This window comes from Burkholderia sola, from assembly GCF_905400185.1.
Lineage (GTDB): Bacteria > Pseudomonadota > Gammaproteobacteria > Burkholderiales > Burkholderiaceae > Burkholderia > Burkholderia sola.
This window is the reverse complement of the sequence record NZ_FR989676.1, coordinates 58,224-76,269: the sequence shown is the minus strand read 5'-3', so window position 1 is coordinate 76,269 and position 18,046 is coordinate 58,224. Positions and strand designations below refer to the sequence as shown.

Annotated in this window: 19 protein-coding genes; 7 read left to right on the top strand and 12 right to left on the bottom strand. The window is 69.1% G+C overall.

Going from position 1 to position 18,046, the window contains the following annotated elements; genetic code table 11:
* Window positions 1-56: 56 nt before the first annotated feature.
* Window positions 57-764: a class I SAM-dependent methyltransferase gene (locus KR541_RS16855; protein WP_050017972.1), complete on the bottom strand. Its 708-nt coding sequence runs from the start codon at window positions 762-764 to the stop codon at window positions 57-59.
* A 313-nt stretch (window positions 765-1,077) separates the two neighbouring features.
* Between KR541_RS16855 and KR541_RS16850 the strand changes: the two genes are divergently transcribed.
* Window positions 1,078-2,730, top strand: coding sequence for a DUF3459 domain-containing protein (locus KR541_RS16850; protein ID WP_089489723.1), 1,653 nt, complete (start codon window positions 1,078-1,080; stop codon window positions 2,728-2,730).
* Between the two features lie 74 nt (window positions 2,731-2,804).
* Here KR541_RS16850 and KR541_RS16845 read toward each other — a convergent pair whose 3' ends face one another.
* The 5 genes from KR541_RS16845 to KR541_RS16825 all read right to left on the bottom strand — a co-directional run bounded on the left by KR541_RS16845 (window position 2,805) and on the right by KR541_RS16825 (window position 7,497).
* Window positions 2,805-3,389, bottom strand: coding sequence for a thiamine phosphate synthase (locus tag KR541_RS16845; RefSeq protein ID WP_050017973.1), 585 nt, complete (start codon window positions 3,387-3,389; stop codon window positions 2,805-2,807).
* A gap of 22 nt (window positions 3,390-3,411) precedes the next feature.
* On the bottom strand, window positions 3,412-4,755 hold the full coding sequence (locus KR541_RS16840; protein WP_216089658.1) for a hemolysin family protein: 1,344 nt from the start codon (window positions 4,753-4,755) through the stop codon (window positions 3,412-3,414).
* Window positions 4,756-4,831: 76 nt separating this feature from the next.
* The gene (locus KR541_RS16835; RefSeq protein ID WP_050017975.1) at window positions 4,832-5,611 is read right to left on the bottom strand and encodes a sensor histidine kinase; all 780 of its coding nucleotides are present in this window, start codon (window positions 5,609-5,611) and stop codon (window positions 4,832-4,834) included.
* 67 nt (window positions 5,612-5,678) lie between these two features.
* Window positions 5,679-6,602, bottom strand: a complete 924-nt coding sequence (locus KR541_RS16830) for a DMT family transporter (protein WP_050017976.1) — start codon at window positions 6,600-6,602, stop codon at window positions 5,679-5,681.
* A 37-nt stretch (window positions 6,603-6,639) separates the two neighbouring features.
* Complete coding sequence (locus tag KR541_RS16825) at window positions 6,640-7,497, bottom strand: LysR family transcriptional regulator (RefSeq protein WP_060733610.1); 858 nt, start codon at window positions 7,495-7,497, stop codon at window positions 6,640-6,642.
* A gap of 113 nt (window positions 7,498-7,610) precedes the next feature.
* On the opposite strand from KR541_RS16825, the gene KR541_RS16820 reads away from it, so the two are divergent.
* From KR541_RS16820 to KR541_RS16810, 3 genes are all read left to right on the top strand, one after another.
* Entirely contained in the window at window positions 7,611-7,994 is a 384-nt protein-coding gene (locus KR541_RS16820) for a tautomerase family protein (RefSeq protein ID WP_124553969.1), read from the top strand.
* Between the two features lie 152 nt (window positions 7,995-8,146).
* The gene (locus tag KR541_RS16815) at window positions 8,147-9,766 is read left to right on the top strand and encodes a CHAD domain-containing protein (protein WP_089489130.1); all 1,620 of its coding nucleotides are present in this window, start codon (window positions 8,147-8,149) and stop codon (window positions 9,764-9,766) included.
* A gap of 55 nt (window positions 9,767-9,821) precedes the next feature.
* Window positions 9,822-10,658 (top strand): TOBE domain-containing protein, encoded by an 837-nt coding sequence (locus tag KR541_RS16810; RefSeq protein ID WP_050018282.1) that lies wholly within the window; start codon window positions 9,822-9,824, stop codon window positions 10,656-10,658.
* Between the two features lie 181 nt (window positions 10,659-10,839).
* On the opposite strand, the gene KR541_RS16805 is transcribed toward KR541_RS16810, so the two are convergent.
* A complete protein-coding gene (locus tag KR541_RS16805) occupies window positions 10,840-11,541 on the bottom strand; it encodes a sulfate/molybdate ABC transporter ATP-binding protein (protein WP_050018279.1) in 702 nt (233 codons plus the stop codon).
* 160 nt (window positions 11,542-11,701) lie between these two features.
* Here KR541_RS16805 and KR541_RS16800 point away from each other — a divergent pair, with 160 nt between their 5' ends.
* Window positions 11,702-12,754 carry an RNA-guided endonuclease InsQ/TnpB family protein gene (locus KR541_RS16800; RefSeq protein WP_216089992.1) on the top strand — a complete coding sequence of 351 codons (1,053 nt, stop codon included), beginning with the start codon at window positions 11,702-11,704 and terminating at the stop codon, window positions 12,752-12,754.
* Window positions 12,755-12,767: 13 nt separating this feature from the next.
* Here KR541_RS16800 and modB read toward each other — a convergent pair whose 3' ends face one another.
* The 3 genes from modB to KR541_RS16785 form a co-directional block, all read right to left on the bottom strand.
* Window positions 12,768-13,445, bottom strand: coding sequence for a molybdate ABC transporter permease subunit (modB, locus tag KR541_RS16795; RefSeq protein ID WP_050011358.1), 678 nt, complete (start codon window positions 13,443-13,445; stop codon window positions 12,768-12,770).
* Between the two features lie 10 nt (window positions 13,446-13,455).
* Window positions 13,456-14,250: a molybdate ABC transporter substrate-binding protein gene (gene modA / locus KR541_RS16790; RefSeq protein WP_050011357.1), complete on the bottom strand. Its 795-nt coding sequence runs from the start codon at window positions 14,248-14,250 to the stop codon at window positions 13,456-13,458.
* A gap of 158 nt (window positions 14,251-14,408) precedes the next feature.
* Window positions 14,409-15,107 carry a phosphatase PAP2 family protein gene (locus KR541_RS16785; RefSeq protein WP_050011356.1) on the bottom strand — a complete coding sequence of 233 codons (699 nt, stop codon included), beginning with the start codon at window positions 15,105-15,107 and terminating at the stop codon, window positions 14,409-14,411.
* A 258-nt stretch (window positions 15,108-15,365) separates the two neighbouring features.
* Here KR541_RS16785 and KR541_RS16780 point away from each other — a divergent pair, with 258 nt between their 5' ends.
* Together KR541_RS16780 and KR541_RS16775 are read left to right on the top strand one after the other, a co-directional pair.
* Window positions 15,366-16,475: an extracellular catalytic domain type 1 short-chain-length polyhydroxyalkanoate depolymerase gene (locus KR541_RS16780; RefSeq protein ID WP_089489132.1), complete on the top strand. Its 1,110-nt coding sequence runs from the start codon at window positions 15,366-15,368 to the stop codon at window positions 16,473-16,475.
* 80 nt (window positions 16,476-16,555) lie between these two features.
* Window positions 16,556-16,732 (top strand): DUF3563 family protein, encoded by a 177-nt coding sequence (locus tag KR541_RS16775; protein WP_069618521.1) that lies wholly within the window; start codon window positions 16,556-16,558, stop codon window positions 16,730-16,732.
* A gap of 116 nt (window positions 16,733-16,848) precedes the next feature.
* Here KR541_RS16775 and KR541_RS16770 read toward each other — a convergent pair whose 3' ends face one another.
* Window positions 16,849-17,268 (bottom strand): organic hydroperoxide resistance protein, encoded by a 420-nt coding sequence (locus KR541_RS16770; protein WP_050011354.1) that lies wholly within the window; start codon window positions 17,266-17,268, stop codon window positions 16,849-16,851.
* 162 nt (window positions 17,269-17,430) lie between these two features.
* Window positions 17,431-17,883 (bottom strand): MarR family winged helix-turn-helix transcriptional regulator, encoded by a 453-nt coding sequence (locus KR541_RS16765; protein WP_050011353.1) that lies wholly within the window; start codon window positions 17,881-17,883, stop codon window positions 17,431-17,433.
* Window positions 17,884-18,046: the final 163 nt, after the last annotated feature.

Below are 18,046 nucleotides of genomic sequence, written 5' to 3'. Positions count from 1 at the left end.
CATCCGTTGCGCACGCAAATAGCGTTGCGCGCGCCGTTTCGTGCCGCGCCGAACCGTCATGCGCGCCGCACCGCGATCCACGCGCCCCAGAACAGGCTCGCGAAAAAACGCAGCGGCGCGTCGAACCCCGCGTCGCGCAGCAGCGCGAACACGGCTTCCTCGGACGCGGGCGGATCGGCGCCCTGCAGGATCTTCGCGAGTTGCGCACGCACGGCGTCGGGCGTGGCGCCTTTCATGCGCCAGCGCTGCTGCCACGCGTCGAGCAGGCGCGGGTGGTCCGCGTAGCGGCGATGGTTGCCGGCGAGCACGAGCGGCGCGCCGGGCTTCAGGCGTCGCGCGATCGCGTGCAGCAGCGCGGCCTTCGCGTCGTCGCCCGGCACGTGATGCAGCACGCCGATCAGCGTCGCGCCGTCGAACGCGGGCACGTCGGGCAACGCGTCGACGCCGTCCTCGACGAACGCCGTACGCGCGCCGAAACCCGCGGCTTCGACGTTCGAGCGCGCAAGCGCGAGCATCGGCGCGGACGGGTCGACGGCCGTGAACCGCCAGCCCGGTTCGAGCGCGGCCGCGACGCAGATTTCCTGGCCCGTGCCGCCCGCGCCGGCGACGAGCATCCGCGCATCGGCCGCACCGATCGCCGACGCGAGCATGCATGCGGTGAGTTCGTGGCACGCATCGTAGCCGGCGAGCGCGATGCGCGATTGCTCGGCGTATTCGTGTGCGCGTGACGGATCGAATTTCGCGGCGCTGGCGGGAAGCGACATGGCAGGTCCTCGGATCGGGGCGGACGACATGTCCGCGAACAGGACGCAGAGCGTATGTGCGCGCGGCCGGCGCAACAAGACGAGCAATCATTCCGGTATGCAGACTACCCGACTCGTCGGCGCGTGCCGGCCGGTTTCCCGTGCGATTTTCCAAGGGTCGATTCGCATTTAAAAATGTCTGACTACGATGCATCGACGTGGCGAATCCGGCGCATACTCGGTGCTCTCCCCCCGCCTGGCCTTCGCATGCCGGGCCCCGATGCGCTGCGCCATCGGCGCGGCCATGCCGCTCGGTACGCACGAGGAGCGCATGATGTCCGATTGTCCGCACGATCCGTACGCGCAGCACTACATCCATTGTTTGCCGTTTGGCGCGCAGCCCTGCGGCGCGCTGTGCACGACGCCGCGCACGCATTTCCGCGTGTGGGCGCCCGGCAGCACCCACGTCGAGCTCGAACTCGATACCGGCTACGGCCCGATGCTCGTCCCGATGACGAGCGCCGGCCCGAACTGGTTCGAGGTCTTCGTCGACTGCGGCGCGGGCGCACGTTACCGCTATCGTCTCGACGACACCGTATCGATTCCCGATCCCGCGTCGCGCTCGCAGCCCGACGGGCTCGACGGCCCGAGCGAGGTCGTCGATCCGCGCGCGTTCACGTGGCGCAATACGTTCTGGCACGGGCGCGCGTGGGAAGACATCGCGCTCTACGCGATCCGCCCGCACGCGGTGGGCGGCTTCGACGGCGTGCGCCGCCGGCTGCCGCAACTCGCGCGCCTCGGCGTGACCGCGCTGGAGCTGCTCGCGTCGCCGCACGACAGCCTGCCGTTCGCGCCGCTCGCGGCCGAAGGCGGCCCCGACGCGCTGAAGGCACTGATCGACGCTGCGCACGGCTACGGTCTCGCGGTGCTGCTGGAACTCGACTACGCGCGCTTCGGCAGCGGCACCGACGCGCTGCGCCACTACGCGGGGCCGTTCTTCCATACGCGCGACGATCCGCTGCAGGCCGCGCCGCTCGCGCTCGATCATCCAGAAGTTTGCGATTTCTTCTGCGACAACGCGCTGTACTGGATCGACGAATACCGCTGCGACGGGCTGCGCCTGCGCGAAGCCGACCGGATCGGCGTGTCGTGGCTGCGCGAGATCGCGGATCGCGTGCGGGCCGCTGTGCCGGCCGACCGGCTGATCCACCTCGTGCTCGGCAGCGAGCGGCATCCGGCGCATCTCGCCGATACCCATTTCGATGCGCAGTGGAACGGCTGCGGCGAACGCGCGCTGCACCGGCTCACCGGGCGCGACACGTCGGCTCATGAGGGCATTTCCACGCACCAGTCGATTCACACGCTCGCCCGCGCGCTGACCGCGGCCGGCGCGGCGTACCAGCCGGCCGCATCGGCGGACGGGATGGCCGCCGACAGCGGACTGTCGCTGACGTCGCTCGTACTGTCCGACGGCGCATGGCGCGACAGCGGCCCGGGCGATCACGGGCAGGCGGCCGGCTTGGCCGCGCTCGCGCTGTCGCTGCTCACGCCGCAGATCCCGCTGATCTTCGACGAAACCGCGCGCGACATCGACCGTGCGCATTTCGTGCAGTCGGCGCTCGCGGTGCGCGCGAAGCTGATCGCGCCGAGGCTGTCCGATTGCCGGCCACAGGCAGCCCATGCGCTCAAGGCGGACGGCGACGGCGATGCCGACGCGCTGTGCGCATCATGGCGGCTCGCCGACGACGAGACGTTGACGATCGCGTTGAACCTGTCGCCCGATGCGGTGCCGTTCGACGCACCGGTCGGGCGGGTGGTGTTCGAGACGCCGGCACGCGCGCGCGACCGGGTCGAGGAAGGGGAGTTGCCGCCGTATTCGCTCGTCGCGTGGCTGACGGGCGACGTCAATCGCTACGCGCTGACGCACGACGTGCGTCGCCTCGACGACGGTTCATGGCGCGGCAGGCGTCCGAACCTGAACGCATGAGCCGATGAACGCGTGAGGCGGCGTGGCGGGGCGGTAAGCGATCGTGCGCGGCCGCGCTGCCGGAAAGCGCCGAATTACCAGAACCCGCGAATGCCCGCGATGCCGTACGCGCCGTGACGGCGCGCATCGTCGAGGTGCGCGCGCGTCATGCCGCCGAGCGCGAACACGGGCATCGCGGCCTGTGCGGCCAGCGCGTCGAATCGCGCCCAGCCGAGCGCTGGCGCACCGGGGTGGCTGAGCGTCGGCAGCACCGGCGACAGCGTGACGAAATCCGCGCCGGCGCGCGCGGCCAGCAGCAGATCGTCTTCCGAGTGGCACGCCGCGGACACCCAGCGTCCGGCCGGCAGCGGCCGCTGCACGGCGGCGCGCAACGCGGCGCCGTCGAGATGCCAGCCGGCGCCGTCGAGCCGCATCACGCCGGCTGCCTCGATCGGGCCGTTCAGCATCAGATGCGCGCCGGCCGCGTCGCAGCGCGCGAGCGCCGCGGCGGCCAGCGACGCGAACGCGGCCGCGTCGAACGATTTCACGCGCAGTTGCACGAGCGTTTCGCCGCGCGCGAGCACGGCCGACAGCCGGTCGAGGAACGCGGCCCGATCGGCCGCCGACGCGGACGCCGGTTCCGGCGTGATCACGCAGCAGCGCGGCAGCGGCCCATTCATCGCGCGAGGCAGCGCGCGGCCGTCATTCGTCGGCCTCTTTCGCGATCTTCGGATAGACGCGCACGAGCACGATGCGCGGCCCGTTCATCTTCTTCACGACGACGTCGAAGCGGTCGAACGACACGCGCTGCCCTTCGGTCGGCAGGTCGCTCAACGCCTGGATCACGAGGCCGCCGACCGATTCCGCGCGGCCTTCGTCGATGTCGATGCCGAGCGCCTGCTCGAGCGACACGACGGGCAGGCTGCCCTTGCCCATCAGCGTGCCGTCGTCGAGGCGGCTCCAGTCGGCGTCTCCCTGGCGGAATTCGTCGTGGATCTGGCCGACCAGCGCGCCGAGCAGGTTGTCGAGCGTCAGGAAGCCGATCGGCTTCTCGCCCTTGTTGCCGACCAGCGCGAAGTGCGGCGCGCCCTTGCGGAAGCGGCGGAACAGCTCCAGCGCCGGCGTGTCGGGCTTCACGTACTGGACCGGGCGCACGTAGTCGGACAGATCCTCGAGCGCGGCGCCCGCGTGACGCGCGAGCAGCAGGTCCTTCAGGTGGATCAGTCCGCTCACCTGTTCGCGCGACGCATCCTCGAACAGCGGATAGCGGCTGAAGCGGTGCCGCGCGACGATCTCCATGTTGTCGGGCAGCGGCAGGTCGCGCCGCAGGCCGATCATTTCATGGGCCGGCCGCATCAGGTCCGACACGGTCATCGACGAAAAATCCAGCGAATGCGCGAGCGTATTCCACTCGTCGTTGCTGTACGTGCCGCGCGCCGGCTGGGCCGCATTGCCGGCCGCGCTGCGGCGGCTGCGCAGGATCAGCTTCAGCTCGTCGGTCGAATAGTGCGCATCGCCGTCGTGATCGGCCGACAGCCCCGCAAGGCGCAGCACCGCGTTCGCGCTGGTGTTGAGCACCCAGATCGCCGGATACATCGCCCAGTAGAACGCGTAGAGCGGCAGCGCGACCCATAGGCCGACCTTCTCCGGCTGACGGATCGCCATCGATTTCGGCGCGAGTTCGCCGACGACGATGTGCAGAAACGAGATCAGCGAGAACGCGAACACGAGCGAGATCAGGTGCACGACGCGTTCGGACTCGACGCCGATCAGGTCGAGCAGCGGGCCGATCAGTTCCGCGAACGCCGGTTCGCCGACCCAGCCGAGGCCGAGCGACGCGAGCGTGATGCCGAGCTGGCACGCGGAAAGATACGCGTCGAGCCGGCCGTGCACGATGGCGAGGATGCGCCCGCGCAGGCCGTGCTTGCGGGCGAGGGTCTTGACGCGCGTCGCGCGGAGTTTGACGAGGCCGAATTCGGCCGCAACGAAGAACCCGTTCAGGGCCACCAGGAACAACGCGCCGATGAGCGCGAAGATCTGTAACAAAGAATCGCTCCGGTTATGACAGGCCCGTCAGTATAGAGCCAGAAAGGAATTCGTAATGTGTCGGGCGGGCGCTTGCTTACACCGGCGCCTCGCACGGAATCGAGAACGTGAGGGTGGCGCTCGCGCCGTCGACGAACACGTCGTGCGCGAACGTGCCGCCGTGCGCGAGGGCGACGCGCTGGCACAGCGCGAGCGCCCATGCGCTGCGTTTCGCGTCGCGCTCGTGCAGCATCTCGCGCCGCGCGAACGATTCGAACGCGTGAGGCTGCGCGGGATCGACGAGCACGCCGGCGTTGACGGTGCAGGTGGCGTGCGCGGTGAACTGCACACCGTCGCGCGTGCAGGCGAACGCGACGCGGCTGCCCGCGGCGCTGGCCTCGACGGCCGTCGTCAGCAGCGTCCAGAGCGCCTGCGCGACGCGTTCGCGATCGACGGTGAGCGACGGCTCGCCGTCCGGCAGCGTCGTGTCGAGCGCGACCTGGCGGGCGTCCGCGAGCGCGAAACGCACGAGCGCGATCGTTTCGTCGAGCAGTGCGCGCAGCGCGAACGGCCGAGGCGCGAGCGCGAGCGTGCGCGTTTCCGCGCGCGGCGCGTCGAGCACGCCATCGATCAGCGCGACCTGCTGGTCGATGCCCGTGCGGATGCCCGCGAGCGCGCGCTGCAGGTTCGGGTCGGCATTCGCGAGCTGGCGCTCGAGCACGTAGGCCCAGCTGTGCATCGCATTCAGCGGGCTGCGCAGGTCGTGCGACGCGGTGGAGAGCGCCTGGTCGCGCAGGAACAGCGCCGCCTGGGCGGCGTAGTGCGCTGCGCGTTCGCGCAGCAGGTCGGCGGCGGGATCGACGGAAGTGGACGTCACGGAGCTGGCCTGTCGGAAGCGGTTGGCGTGGAAGTCACGCGAATCGCCATTATAGGGACGGTGGGCGTCACGCCGGCAGCGCGTCCTCGTCCTTTTTCCGCGCGTCGCCGTTCGGCAGCAACTGGCACGCGAGCAGGCCGGCCAGCATCAGCGCGCAGCCGACGAGCGCGCGCAGCGTCAGCGTTTCGCCGAGCGCGGCCCAGCCGGCGATCGCCGCGAATACGCCTTCCATGCTGAAGATCACCGCCGCGTGCGCGGGCGCCGCGTCGCGCTGCGCGACGACCTGCAGCGTATAGCCGACCCCGACCGAGAGCAGCCCGCCGTACAGCAGCGTCGGCAGCGCCCCGCGCAGCATCGCGACGCTGACCGGTTCGACGGCGAGGCCGACCGCGAGACACGCGACGCCGCATACGGCGAACTGCAGGAACGCGAGCACGAGCGGATCGTGGCGCTTCGCGAGATGGCCGACCGCCATCACGTGCGCGGCGATGATGACGGCGCCCGCGAGCTGGAACCAGTCGCCGTAGAGCACCGAGAAGTGCTCGTCGATGCTGAGGAAATACAGGCCGATCGCGGCCAGCAACGCGCCGAACCACGTGCCCGCGCCGATCCGGTGGCGCGCGAACACGCCCATCAGCGGCACGATCACGACGTACAGCGAGCTGATGAAGCCGGCATTCGCGATCCGCGTGTATTGCAGGCCGACCTGCTGCAGCGAGATCGACACGGCGAGCAGGCCGCCGAGCGCGACGCCCGGCAGCAGCAGCGCGGAGTCGCGCCGGATCGCCGCGAGCTGCGCGCGCGACGCCGGATTCAGCATCAGCAGCGGCACCAGCACGAGCGCGCCGAGCAGGAAGCGCAGCCCGGTGAACAGGAACGGGCCGATCACGTCGAGGCTCAGGCGTTGCGCGACGAAAGCGGAGCCCCAGATCGCGGCGGCGCCGAGCATCAGCAGGTTGGCGCGGAGGTGCTGGCGGGCATCGGGCTTCAATGGAATTCGTCTGGAGATTGCGCAGGAGCCCGCTAGTTTACGCCGAGATTGCAAGACTGTCGGCGAACCTGCGCAGCGCGGCGGCGGCGCGGGCGTCGCGTACCCGCGAATACAGCACGACCTGCGATTGCGGCAGCGCCGGCAGCCCGAATTTCGCGCCGACGTCGACCAGCGTGCGCGGGGCGACGCGCCGCGCGAGCGGACAGACGGCCAGCCCCGCCGCGGCGGCGGCCGCGACCGCCGCGACCCCGCCGCCCGTGAAGCGCTCGCGCCATGGCAGCCCCGCGCGGTCGAGCGCGCGCAGCGCGGCGGCCCGCACGCCGCAGGGGCCGGCCAGCACCGCGAGCGGCAGCGGCTCGCCGGCGCGCGGTGCCCAGTCGGGCGCGGCGAGCCAGGCCAGCGGCTCGGTGAAGAGCGGCGTGGCGTCGTCGCGCGGCGGATCCTCGCCGGGCTCGTGCCGCGCGATGACCGCGTCGAACCGCCGTTCGTCGTATTGCGGGAGCAGGCTCGTCGACGCCCCGAGATGCATTTCCAGCGACAGCCCCGGATCTTGCCGGTGCAGGCTCGTCAGCACGGCCGGCAGGTCGGGCACCGCGACGTGCTCGCTGACGCCGAGCGACAGGCGCACCGTGCCGGTCGAGATCGCGCCGAGCGCACGCTCGTGCGCGTCGAGCAGCGCACGGGCGGCCGGCAGGAAATTCTCGCCGTCGGCGGCCAGCTTGACGACGCGCGGCGTGCGCGCGAGCAGCGGCTTGCCGAGATGGGCTTCCAGCCGCTTCAGCTTCAGGCTGACGGCCGATTGCGTGGTGCCGAGCGCATCGGCGGCGCGCGTGAAGCTGGCGAGGTCGGCGACCAGCACGAACGCGCGGACGGCATCGAGATCGAGTACTTTCATTTCAAATGAAAATGGATGAAATATTCATCAATGACTGTTAATTATAGGTTGCCGCGCCCAACCTGACGCTGTGTTTTCGATCTTCAACGTCACTCACCGACAGGAGCAGCACCATGCCATTCACCCGTATCGCCGTACGCGAAGGCAAACCGGCCGCCTACCGCAAGGCCCTCGTCGACGGCGTGCAACGCGCGCTGATCCAGACGTTCAACGTCCCCGAGGACGACATCTTCATGGTCGTGACCGAGCATGCGGCCGAGAACTTCGTGTTCGGCCGCCATTACCTCGATATCGAACGCAGCGACGATCTCGTGATCATCCAGATCACCGCGAACAACACGCGCACGCTCGAGCAGAAGCGCTCGCTGTACCGGACGATCGCCGACAACCTGTCGCAGCAGCCGGGTGTGCGGCAGGAAGACGTATTCATCAGTCTGGTCGAGGTGCTGAAGGAGAACTGGTCGTTCGGCAACGGCATCGCGCAATACGCGGTCTGACGTGCCGGCTTGACCTGCCTGTTTGACGTGCCACACGGAGACAGGGCCGGATCGTCGCCTGCGTCCTTTTGGGGCGTGTACTATGGAAGTTGCTTCACGAGCGACGCTGGCGCGGTCGATGCGCCGGCGATCCTTCATGTGCAGGAGCCTCCATGTCGCGTGTGCTGGAAATCGTGTTGTCGTTGTCGCTGGAAGGGTGGCCGGTCCAGGGCGCAAGCCGCACCCGTGGCGCGCAGCGCGATTTCGGCGCCGAACTCGTGCGTGCGTGGCGGATCTGCCCGCAGGTCCGGATGCGGCGCGGCCACGAGCGCGTGACGATCGAGCCGTGCCAGATCGAGGAGGCCGAGCGGAGCCCCGGCGCGAACTGGTGGACCTGGGTGGAATCGAACGCGCATGGCACGCGGGTCGTCGCATCGCGCACCGAGACGTTCGCCCCCGGCGTCACGCAGCGTGAGCTGTTCGACGCGGAGCACGCGGGCATCGTCGTCGCGGCGCCGCTGCCGGTGCCCACGACGGCCGGCGCAGCCGATGCCGACGCGCCGGCCGCCGACGCCGAGGGCATTGCGCCGGACACCGACGAAGCGCGGGCCCAGGCGTCGGCGCTGCGCATCGTCAGCGAACGGCGGCGCGGGCGCTGGGCCGACGACAGCGGCGTCGTGGTCGAGATGACGCTCGACGACATCATGCTGCATGGCGGCGGCGAGCCGCCGCGCCGCTACGTCGAGCTGCGTCTGGCCGCGCCCGACTGGGAAACCGTGGCCGCGCGCACGGCCGCGTTGCACGCGCTGTTTGCCGCGGCGCGCGAACTGAGCGGCGCGTGGCCCGCGTTCGTGCAACTGACGAGCGTGATCGACCGCGCCTGTGCGGGCGGGCCGGTGGCCGCCGCGCTGGTCAAGGCGCAGCCCGTCGACCTGACCGGCATCCGCACGCAGCGCGCCGCGCTGTTCGCGCTGGCCGGCGACATCACCGCGCAATGGCTCGGCAATGAATGCGGCGTGCTCGATCGCGACGATCCCGAATTCGTGCACCAGATGCGCGTCGCGCTGCGCCGCCTGCGCACGCTGATGCGCTTCTTCCCGCGCTTCACGGACCGTCAATGGAAGGACACGCTCGGCGTCGACCTGCGCTGGCTCGCCAAGCTGCTCGGCACGGTGCGTGACTGGGACGTGTTCGCGACCGAGAGCCTGCCCGCGCTGATCGCGGCCGACGGCGGCGGCAGCGACTGGGACGGCACGCTCGACGCCGCCCGTGCGCAGTCGATGGCCGCGCGCGTCGAACTGCGGCAGGCGCTGCATTCGGCCCGCTATGCGCGGCTGACGCTCGGCTGGCTCGAATGGCTGAGCGCGCTCGTGCTGCCGGCGGCCGACGGCGACGACGCGCCGTCGCTGCGGCGTCACGCGACCAAGCGTGTGCGGCGGCTGTTCGGTCATCTCTACGGATCGCCGTCGCTCACGTCGCTCGACACGGCGGCGCGCCACCAGGTGCGGATCGATGCGAAGCGGCTGCGCTACGCGCTCGAATTCTTCGCGTCGCTGGCGTCGCGCCGCACGCGCACCGAGACGGTCAAGACGTTGGCGCGCGTGCAGAGCGTGCTCGGCGAAGCGAACGACGCGATGGTCGCGCTGCACCATCTCGAGCAACTGTCGGCGCCGCCGTACCAGCTCGGTTTCGTGCGCGGCTACGGCGCCGCGCTCCAACAGCGGGCCGCGCGCGACGCCGAGACGCTGCTCGCCAGCCTGCGGCCGCCGAAGCTCGACGGCAAGTCGGGCTGAGCGCCACGCGCCGGACCCTATAATGGCCGCCCGTTTCCCCGCACGCATGCCGATGATGACCGACGCACCGCATTCTTCCTCGTCCGCCGAACCGCTCGAACTGGGCGGCGAGCTGTGGCTGCGCGCCGGCGAACAGACGCTCGGCGGCGCGACGCGCATCGCGCTGCTCGCGGCGATCGGCGACACCGGTTCGATCACGCGTGCGGCGAAGGCGGTGGGCCTCAGCTACAAGGCCGCGTGGGACGCGGTCGACACGATGAACAATCTCGCCGGCGAACCGCTCGTCGCGCGTTCGACCGGCGGCAAGGGTGGCGGCGGCACCACGCTGACGCCGCGCGCGACGTCGCTGATCGCCGCGTTCCGCGCGATCGAGCGCGAGCATCGCCGTTTCATCGAGGCCGCGAGCGCGGCCGTTGCCGGCTTCGACGTCGACTGGGCGCTGATCGGGCGGATCGGGATGAAGACGAGCGCGCGCAACCAGTTGTTCGGCAAGGTCGCATCGATCGTGCGCGGCACCGTCAACGACGAGGTCACGCTTGCGCTGCCGGGCGGGCAAGCCGTCGTCGCCGTGCTGACGCACGAAAGCGCCGAGGCGCTCGGGTTGCGGGAAGGCGCGGACGCGTGCGCGCTGGTGAAGGCGTCGTGGGTCGTGCTCGCGGTCGACGAGGGCGGACCCGACCTGAAGGTGTCCGCGCGCAACCGGCTGCGCGGCGGCGTCGAAGCCGTCACGGCGGGCGCGGTCAACAGCGAGGTGACGCTGGCGCTCGACGGCGGCGGGACGCTGACGGCCGTCGTGACCAACGACAGCGTCGATGCGTTGCAGCTCGACGCCGGTCGGCGCGCGATCGCGCTGTTCAAGGCGTCGAGCGTGATTCTGGCGGTGACGGGCTGACCCGCGCGGTAGCGCGGCTTGCGTTGGCCGGCGGCCGGCGTGCGGGGCGGGGCGAAGCCGGTGCCGCACGCGTGCGCATCGCACCGGCTTCGTTTCCGCGTTCAGCATGTGCCGCGACGCGGCTGCTCCCAGGCTCCAACGTGGCGACCGGCGCCACGCTCACGACCACGGCGTCGCGCGCTCAGGTGACGCGCGTCGGCCACTCGGCATGCGGCGAACTCGCCTGCACGCGTCCTTCGCTCAACTGCACGACCTGATCGCCGAACGCGGCGACGTCGTCGGGGTCGTGCGAGATCAGCACCATCGGGATGTCGAGCCGCGCCTGCAGCTCGGCGAGCTCGTGGCGCATGCGCTGGCGCATCGCGCCGTCGAGCGCCGCGAACGGTTCGTCGAGCAGCAGGATGCGCGGCTGCGCGACCAGCGCACGGGCGAGCGCCACGCGCTGCTTCTGCCCGCCCGACAGTTGCGACGGATATTGCCCCGCGAGCGATTCGAGATCGAACGCGCGCAGCCAGTACGCGACCTCCGGCGGCGCCGTCTTCGCGCGCGGGTTGCGCAGGCCGGCCGTGAGCCCGAACGCGATGTTCTGCCGCACGTTCAGATGCGGGAACAGCGCGTAGTCCTGGAACAGGTACGCGACACGGCGTTCGCGGGTCGGCACGTCGATGCGGCGCGCGGCGTCGAACAGCGGCTCGCCGTTCAGCGTGATCGCGCCTGCGTCGGGCGTCAGCAGCCCGGCGATCGCCTGCAGCGTCATGCTCTTGCCCGCGCCCGACGGCCCGAACAGCACGACGCGCTGCGTCGTCGCCGTGAACGACACGTCGAGCGTGAAGCGGCGCTCGGCGTTCGCGTAGGTCTTGCGGATATCGACGACGACGCTCATGCGGGCCTCCGCCGAAGCGGGCCGGCTGCCGGACGACAGACGTGATACGGGCAGCGCAGGTGCTTCATCAGAATTTGCTCCGAGAAACCCCGTCCTTCAGGACGGGGAGGAGAGGCGTGCTGTTGACAGACAGCTTCTTCCACGGGTTTGGATCACCTGCATGATCCTTGTCTATCGCTACCGGGTGAAATCGCTCAACGGACTGCTCAACAAGCAGAGCCGCGCGGTGAACTACGTCTGGAATTTCTGCAACGACACGCAGAAGCACGCGCTCAAGTGGAGCAAGAAGTGGCCGACCGGATTCGACCTGAACGTGCTGACAACCGGCAGCAGCAAGGAACTCGGTATTCACTCCGGCACGATCAACGCAACATGCGAGCAATATGCGAAGTCGGGCAGCCAGCACCGTCGGTCTTACGTGCGCTATCGCGGCAGGAAATCGCTCGGCTGGGTGCCGCTGAAGGGCCGTGACCTGAAGCGCGAGGGTGACGCGTTCCGTTTCGCCGGCAACATGTTTCGCGTGTTCAACAGCCGGCCGCTTCCCGAAGGCAAGATCAAGGATGGGACCAACTTTGCGCAGGATGCACGCGGCAACTGGTTTCTCAACATTGTGATCGAGATGCCGGATGTTCCGGCCCGACCTATCCGTTCCGGTGTGGGCATCGATCTCGGCCTGAAAGACTTCGCCGCACTTTCGACCGGCGAGAAGCTGCCCAATGACCCGTTCGGTCGACGAGCGGCGGAAAAGCTGGCGAAAGCGCAACGAGCGCGAAAGCACAAACGGCATATCGCGAAGCTGCACGCGAAGGTGGCGAATGTCCGCGCCGACTTCCAGCACAAGCTCGCGCTCGATCTGGTGCGGCGCTTCGATTACATCGCGGTCGGCAACGTGTCGGCCGCAAAACTCGCCAGAACCAGAATGGCGAAAAGCGTCTACGACGCATCCTGGTCGTCCTTCCGAAACAAGCTTCGTTACAAAGCGATCGCGCACGGGGCCACGCTCGAGGAAGTCGACGAAAGCGGTTCTACCCAGTCCTGTTCGGCGTGCGGGTCGCAAGCCAGCACGACGCGGCCGAAAGGTATCGCGGGACTGAGAATAAGAGAATGGGCCTGCAGTGGATGTGGTGTCGTGCATGATCGAGATATCAACGCTGCGCTGAACATTCTCCGATGCGGACGTGCATCGCCAGGTGTGGGAATCCTCTCCCTTTAGGCGGAGGAGGACGTCAAGTCAACTGGCTCCGCCGGGCGCGCGACGGCACGAGCCAGCCGGTCGCGAGCAGCACGAGCACGCAGGTGATCGACGTCACCAGCACGAGGAAGTTGGCCGTGTTGTCGTCGCCGGCCTGCACGGCCGCGTAGATCGCGACCGACAGCGTCTGCGTGCGGCCGGGCAGGTTGCCGGCGATCATCAGCGTCGCGCCGAATTCGCCGAGCGCGCGCGCGAACGCGAGCAGCGCCCCGGCGAGAATCCCGCGCGTAGCGAGCGGCAGCGTGACGCGGAAGAACACCGCGGCTTCGCCGAGCCCGAGCGTGCGCGCGGCGCGCTCGAGATGCGGATCGACGCCCTCGAACGCCGCGCGCGCCGATTTCAGGATCAGCGGAAACGCGACGACCATCGACGCGATCACCGCGCCTTGCCACGTGAACACCAGTTCGATGCCGAACCTGTCGAGCCACGCGCCGAACACGCCGCGCCGGCCGAGCAGCACGAGCAGGTAATAGCCGAGCACCGTCGGCGGCAGCACGAGCGGCAGCGTCAGCACGGAATCGACGACGTCGCGCAGCGGCGAGCGCCAGCGCGCGAGCATGAACGCGGCCGCGACGCCGAGCACGATGTCGAGCGCGGTCGCCCAGCCGGCAACCTTCAGCGACAGCAGTAGCGGGACCCAGGCGTCTTGCATCGCGATTCGCTCACTTGGCGGGCTTGAAGCCGAACGTCGACAGCACGGCCTGGCCCTGCGGCGACGCGACGAAATCGATGAACGACTGCGCCTGCGCGGCGTGGCGGCTGTCCTTGACCACGGCGATCGGGTAGGTGATGGCCGTCCGGGTCGGCACCGTCAGCGCGATTTTCACGCGGCCCGGCATGATCGCCGCGTCGGTGCCGAACACGAAGCCTGCGTCGACCTCGCCGCGCGCGACGTAGTCGAGGCTCTGGCGCACGTTGGCGGCCAGCACGCCCTTCGTGCTGACCGCATCCCACACCCCGGCCGCGCGCAGCGCGCCCTCGGTGTAGCGGCCGACCGGTACCGACGCCGGGTCGCCGTACGCGATGCGCTTCACGCCCGGCGCGGTCAGGTCGTTCAGCGACGTCGGCGCGGCCGCGCGGCTGTCCGCCGGCACGATCAGCACGAGCGAGTTCGCCGCGAAATCGCGGCGCGTGCCGGGCACGATCACCTTCTCGTTCACCGCCCGATCCATCGCCTTCTGGTCGGCCGACGCGAACACGTCGGCCGGCGCGCCCTTGGCGATCTGCTGCATCAGCACGTCCGATGCGCCGAAGTTGAACAGCACCCTGGTGTCCGGATGCTGCTTCTCGTACGCGTCGCCGACGGCCTTGAACGCGTTCGTCAGGCTGGCGGCCGCCGACACGACCAGTTCGTCGGCGGCGCAAGCGGGCGCGCTGAGCGCGATCCCGGCGGCGAGCGTGGCGATCGGCAGTAAGCGAAGCAGGGCGCGGCGAAGCGGACGGACGGTTGAGCGCATGGGAGTTCGTCGTGAATGGGTGGAAACCGTCATCGTAATATAGGGCGGGTTATAACGCTCGACATACTGCTCATGCGGCGGTGCGCATGAAATGATCAGACGTGAAGATCAGACGTGAAGATCAGACGTGAAAACGGGCGGTGAAAACGGGCGGCCGGTCACGCGTGAAGCACAGGCGGCGCCGATTCGGTGCGCTGCAGCGACGACGGCTGCGACGCGGGATGGTAGTTCGGATTGGCCTTCCAGCGCGCGCGGACGAACGGGCGCTCGTGGCCCGACAGTTCCAGCGCGACCTTGGTGACCCAGCGATGCGACGGCACCGTGAGGCCGTGGAGCGCGACGGTGACGAGCGCGAGGCTCGCGACGACCGCCGGCACCGACCAGCGGTGCGGCGCCGCGCGCCACGAGCCGGCGATGAACGCGAGCGCGGCGATCGCGCCGACGATGCAGCCGGTGATCGATTCGGACGGCGAATGCGCGTCGAGCGCGACCCGCGACACGCCGACCGCGACGCCGGCCGCCAGCCCGAGCGCGATGCCGGCGATTCGCACCGGCGTGCGCGTGCGGATCAGCGCGAGGAAAATCGCGACCGGATACACCGACGTCGACAGCATCGCATGGCCGCTGAACCCGGTGAAATCCCACGCGCGGATGCCGATGCCCCAGCCGAGGAACGCGATCTTCGTGAGCGCCACCACGCCGATCGCGGCCGCGAGCACGCCGAGCCACGCGGCCGCGCGCTGCCACGAGTAGCCGAGCGCGAGCCAGACGGCTATCGTGATCGCGAGCGGCAACGTCAGGCCGGCGCCGCCGAACGCGGTGATCATGATCCACAGGTGAGCGGGCAGGTCGAACATCGGGAAGGGGACGAACGAAGGCGGGACAATGCTTAAATCAACGCGCGAGCCGGGAAGAACGACTACAACGGATACAAGCGACCAAACCCCAGTATAGCGCCGCGTCCGCATGAGGCCCGTTTTTTGCGCTGCCGGGCACGCTCGGCGAGCAGGAAAAATCCTGGAAACAATGTTATGGTGCATTGCACAAAGTCAAACGATGCATCCGTTGCGGCGCCTTCATCGCGCCCCTATTTTTCCTGACTGCGAGCCCGATCGATGACCAAAAGTCTGACCAAGGTGTGGCTGGGCGGCATGAAACGCATGCTGTCCCCGGCCGCCAAGCGCGCGGCGCGCGACGCGCAGCGCATCACGCGCGACGCACTCGAGGCCGCGGCCTCTCCCGCCGTGTCCGATCCGTCCCCGCCACGCGAATCGCGCGTGCGGCCGCGCGCGGCCGCGTGGGCGGCGGGCGAGTGGACGCGCGGCGAACATCCGATGGCGCCCGCGCTCGGCCGCCTCGTCCAGAATCTCGCGTACGGGCTTTACGTACCGCCCGGCCGCCGGCGTGGCGCGATGCCGCTCGTCGTGATGCTGCACGGGTGCCAGCAGTCGGCGGACGAATTCGCGCAGGGCACGCGAATGAACCTGCTGGCCGACAAGCACGGCTTCGCGGTGCTGTACCCGGAACAGTCGCTGCGCGCGCACGCGCATGGTTGCTGGCACTGGTATGAAGACACCGACCGCGCGGGGCGCGGCGAGGCGGACACGGTGGCGGCGCTGGTCGACGCGCTGGTCGACGAGCACGGCTTCGACGCGTCGCGCGTCTACGTCGCGGGGCTGTCGGCCGGCGCGGGGCTTGCGTCGCTGCTTGCGCTGCACCACCCGGACCGTTTCGCGGCGGTCGCGTTGCACTCGGGCCCCGCGTTCGGCGAAGCGAATTCCGGCATCACCGCGATGGACGTGATGCGCCGCGGGCTGCGGCAGAACCCGGCCGCGGCGGTCGACGCGCTGGTCGATGCCGGTGCGTATCCGGGCATGCCCGCGCTGATCGTCCAGGGCGACGGCGATCATGTCGTCGCGCCGAAGAATGCCGATCAGCTGACCGTCCAGTTCATGCGCCTGAACGGGCTCGCCGACAGCCGGGGCGCGCTGCGCGGCGGCGAGCGCGTCGAGACGCGCAAAACGGGCGTCCAGATTACCGACGTGTGCCGCGACGGCGAGCCGGTCGTGCGGCTGTGCCACGTGAAAGGGCTCGATCACGCGTGGGCCGGCGGCGACGAAGCCGTGCCGTTTCACGCGGCGGTCGGCCCCGACGCCAGCGCGATGATCTGGGCTTTTTTCGAAGCCCATCGCCGCACTGTGGCGACCGAACGACGCACCGTTTGATCGACGCTGGTCAAAGCCTAGGGTTTTCCCTATAATTCGGGAAAACCCTAGTCCAGAACCTTTGAACAGCGAGATCGACCATGTACCTGCTGAGCCACCTCTTCCTGATGCTGACCAAGAACGCTGAAAAGGCCGCGAAAGAGCGCGCCGACGCGTACCTGGCCGAAGCCACCGACATCTACGATCTCGAATTCCGCATGCGCAAGATCGATCGCGACGCGGCAATGAACCGTCCGTATTCGATCGGCGCGCGCTAAGCGGCGCACGCGGGCCTGCCGGCCCGCCATTTCGACGAATCGCGCAAAAGGGCGCGTGCGGCATCTAGCCGCACGCGCCCTTTTTGTATTCTGCTGAAGCGTGAACCTGCGTCGCGTCAGACGACCGTCAGGCGCACCGGCACGTTGTTGCGCGTGGCGTTCGAATACGGGCACACGTGGTGCGCCTTGTCGACCAGCGTTTGCGCGTCGTTCTTGTCCAGCCCCGGCAGCGACACGCGCAGCTCGATGTCGAGCCCGAAGCCGCCTGCGTCGTTCGGGCCGATGCCCACTTCCGCGGTGACTTGCGTATCGGCCGGCAGCGTCTGCTTGTTCTGGCCCGCGACGAATTTCATCGCGCTCAGGAAACAGGCCGAGTAACCTGCGGCAAACAGTTGCTCCGGATTCGTGCCTTCCGCACCCGTGCCGCCGAGTTCGCGCGGCGCGGCCAGCTTCACTTCCAGCTTGTGGTCGGCGGATACCGCGCGGCCGTCGCGGCCGCCCGTGCTCGTGGCGCTGGTCTTGTACAGAATGTTCATCGTGCAGCTCCTGTCGGGAAGAGAGTGAGAAAGCGGTCCGGTTGGACGGGATGTCGCCGGCCATGACCAGAATATAGAACACAAATGATTAGTGTGCAAATCAAATTTTTAAAAAAAACCGGCGGCGCCGGGTAGGTCGGTCCGAGTTTCAGCGTGCGAGCGTCAGCGTTCGTTGGCCACCGACAACGCGTCGCGCAACTGCTGGAGATCGGCGCGCAGCCTGATCAGGAAGTCGGGTGTCTGTTGCATCGCGCAAAAGAGGTCGGCGGGCACCGAGCGCGCGCGGTCCTTCAGCGCACGGCCTTCCGACGTCACGCGCACGTTGACGACGCGTTCGTCCGCCGCGCTGCGCACGCGCTCGACGTAGCCGAGCGCTTCCAGCCGCTTGAGCAGCGGCGTGACCGTGGCCGGATCGAGGTCGAGCCGCGCGGCGATGTCCTTTACGGCCAGGTCGTCGCGCTCCCACAGCACGAGCATCGCGAGATATTGGGGATAGGTCAGCGACAGCTTGTCGAGCAGCGGCTTGTACGCCTTCGTCATCGCGTGCGAAGTCGAGTAAAGCGCGAAGCAGAGTTGCTCGTCGAGCGTCTGGGGCAGGGAAGGCGGGCGATCCATGATTCGGGAAGCGCGTCGGATGCGCGAACGATTTGTACACAAATTATTTTGCGCGCAAAAGATCGGGTTGAACAGAGGCGCCCGAAGCTTTGGATACCGGAAAAGGGAGAGATCAGAAGCGCGCGGGGCGACGACCCGGTGCTGGAAACAGCGCGGCGGCGCT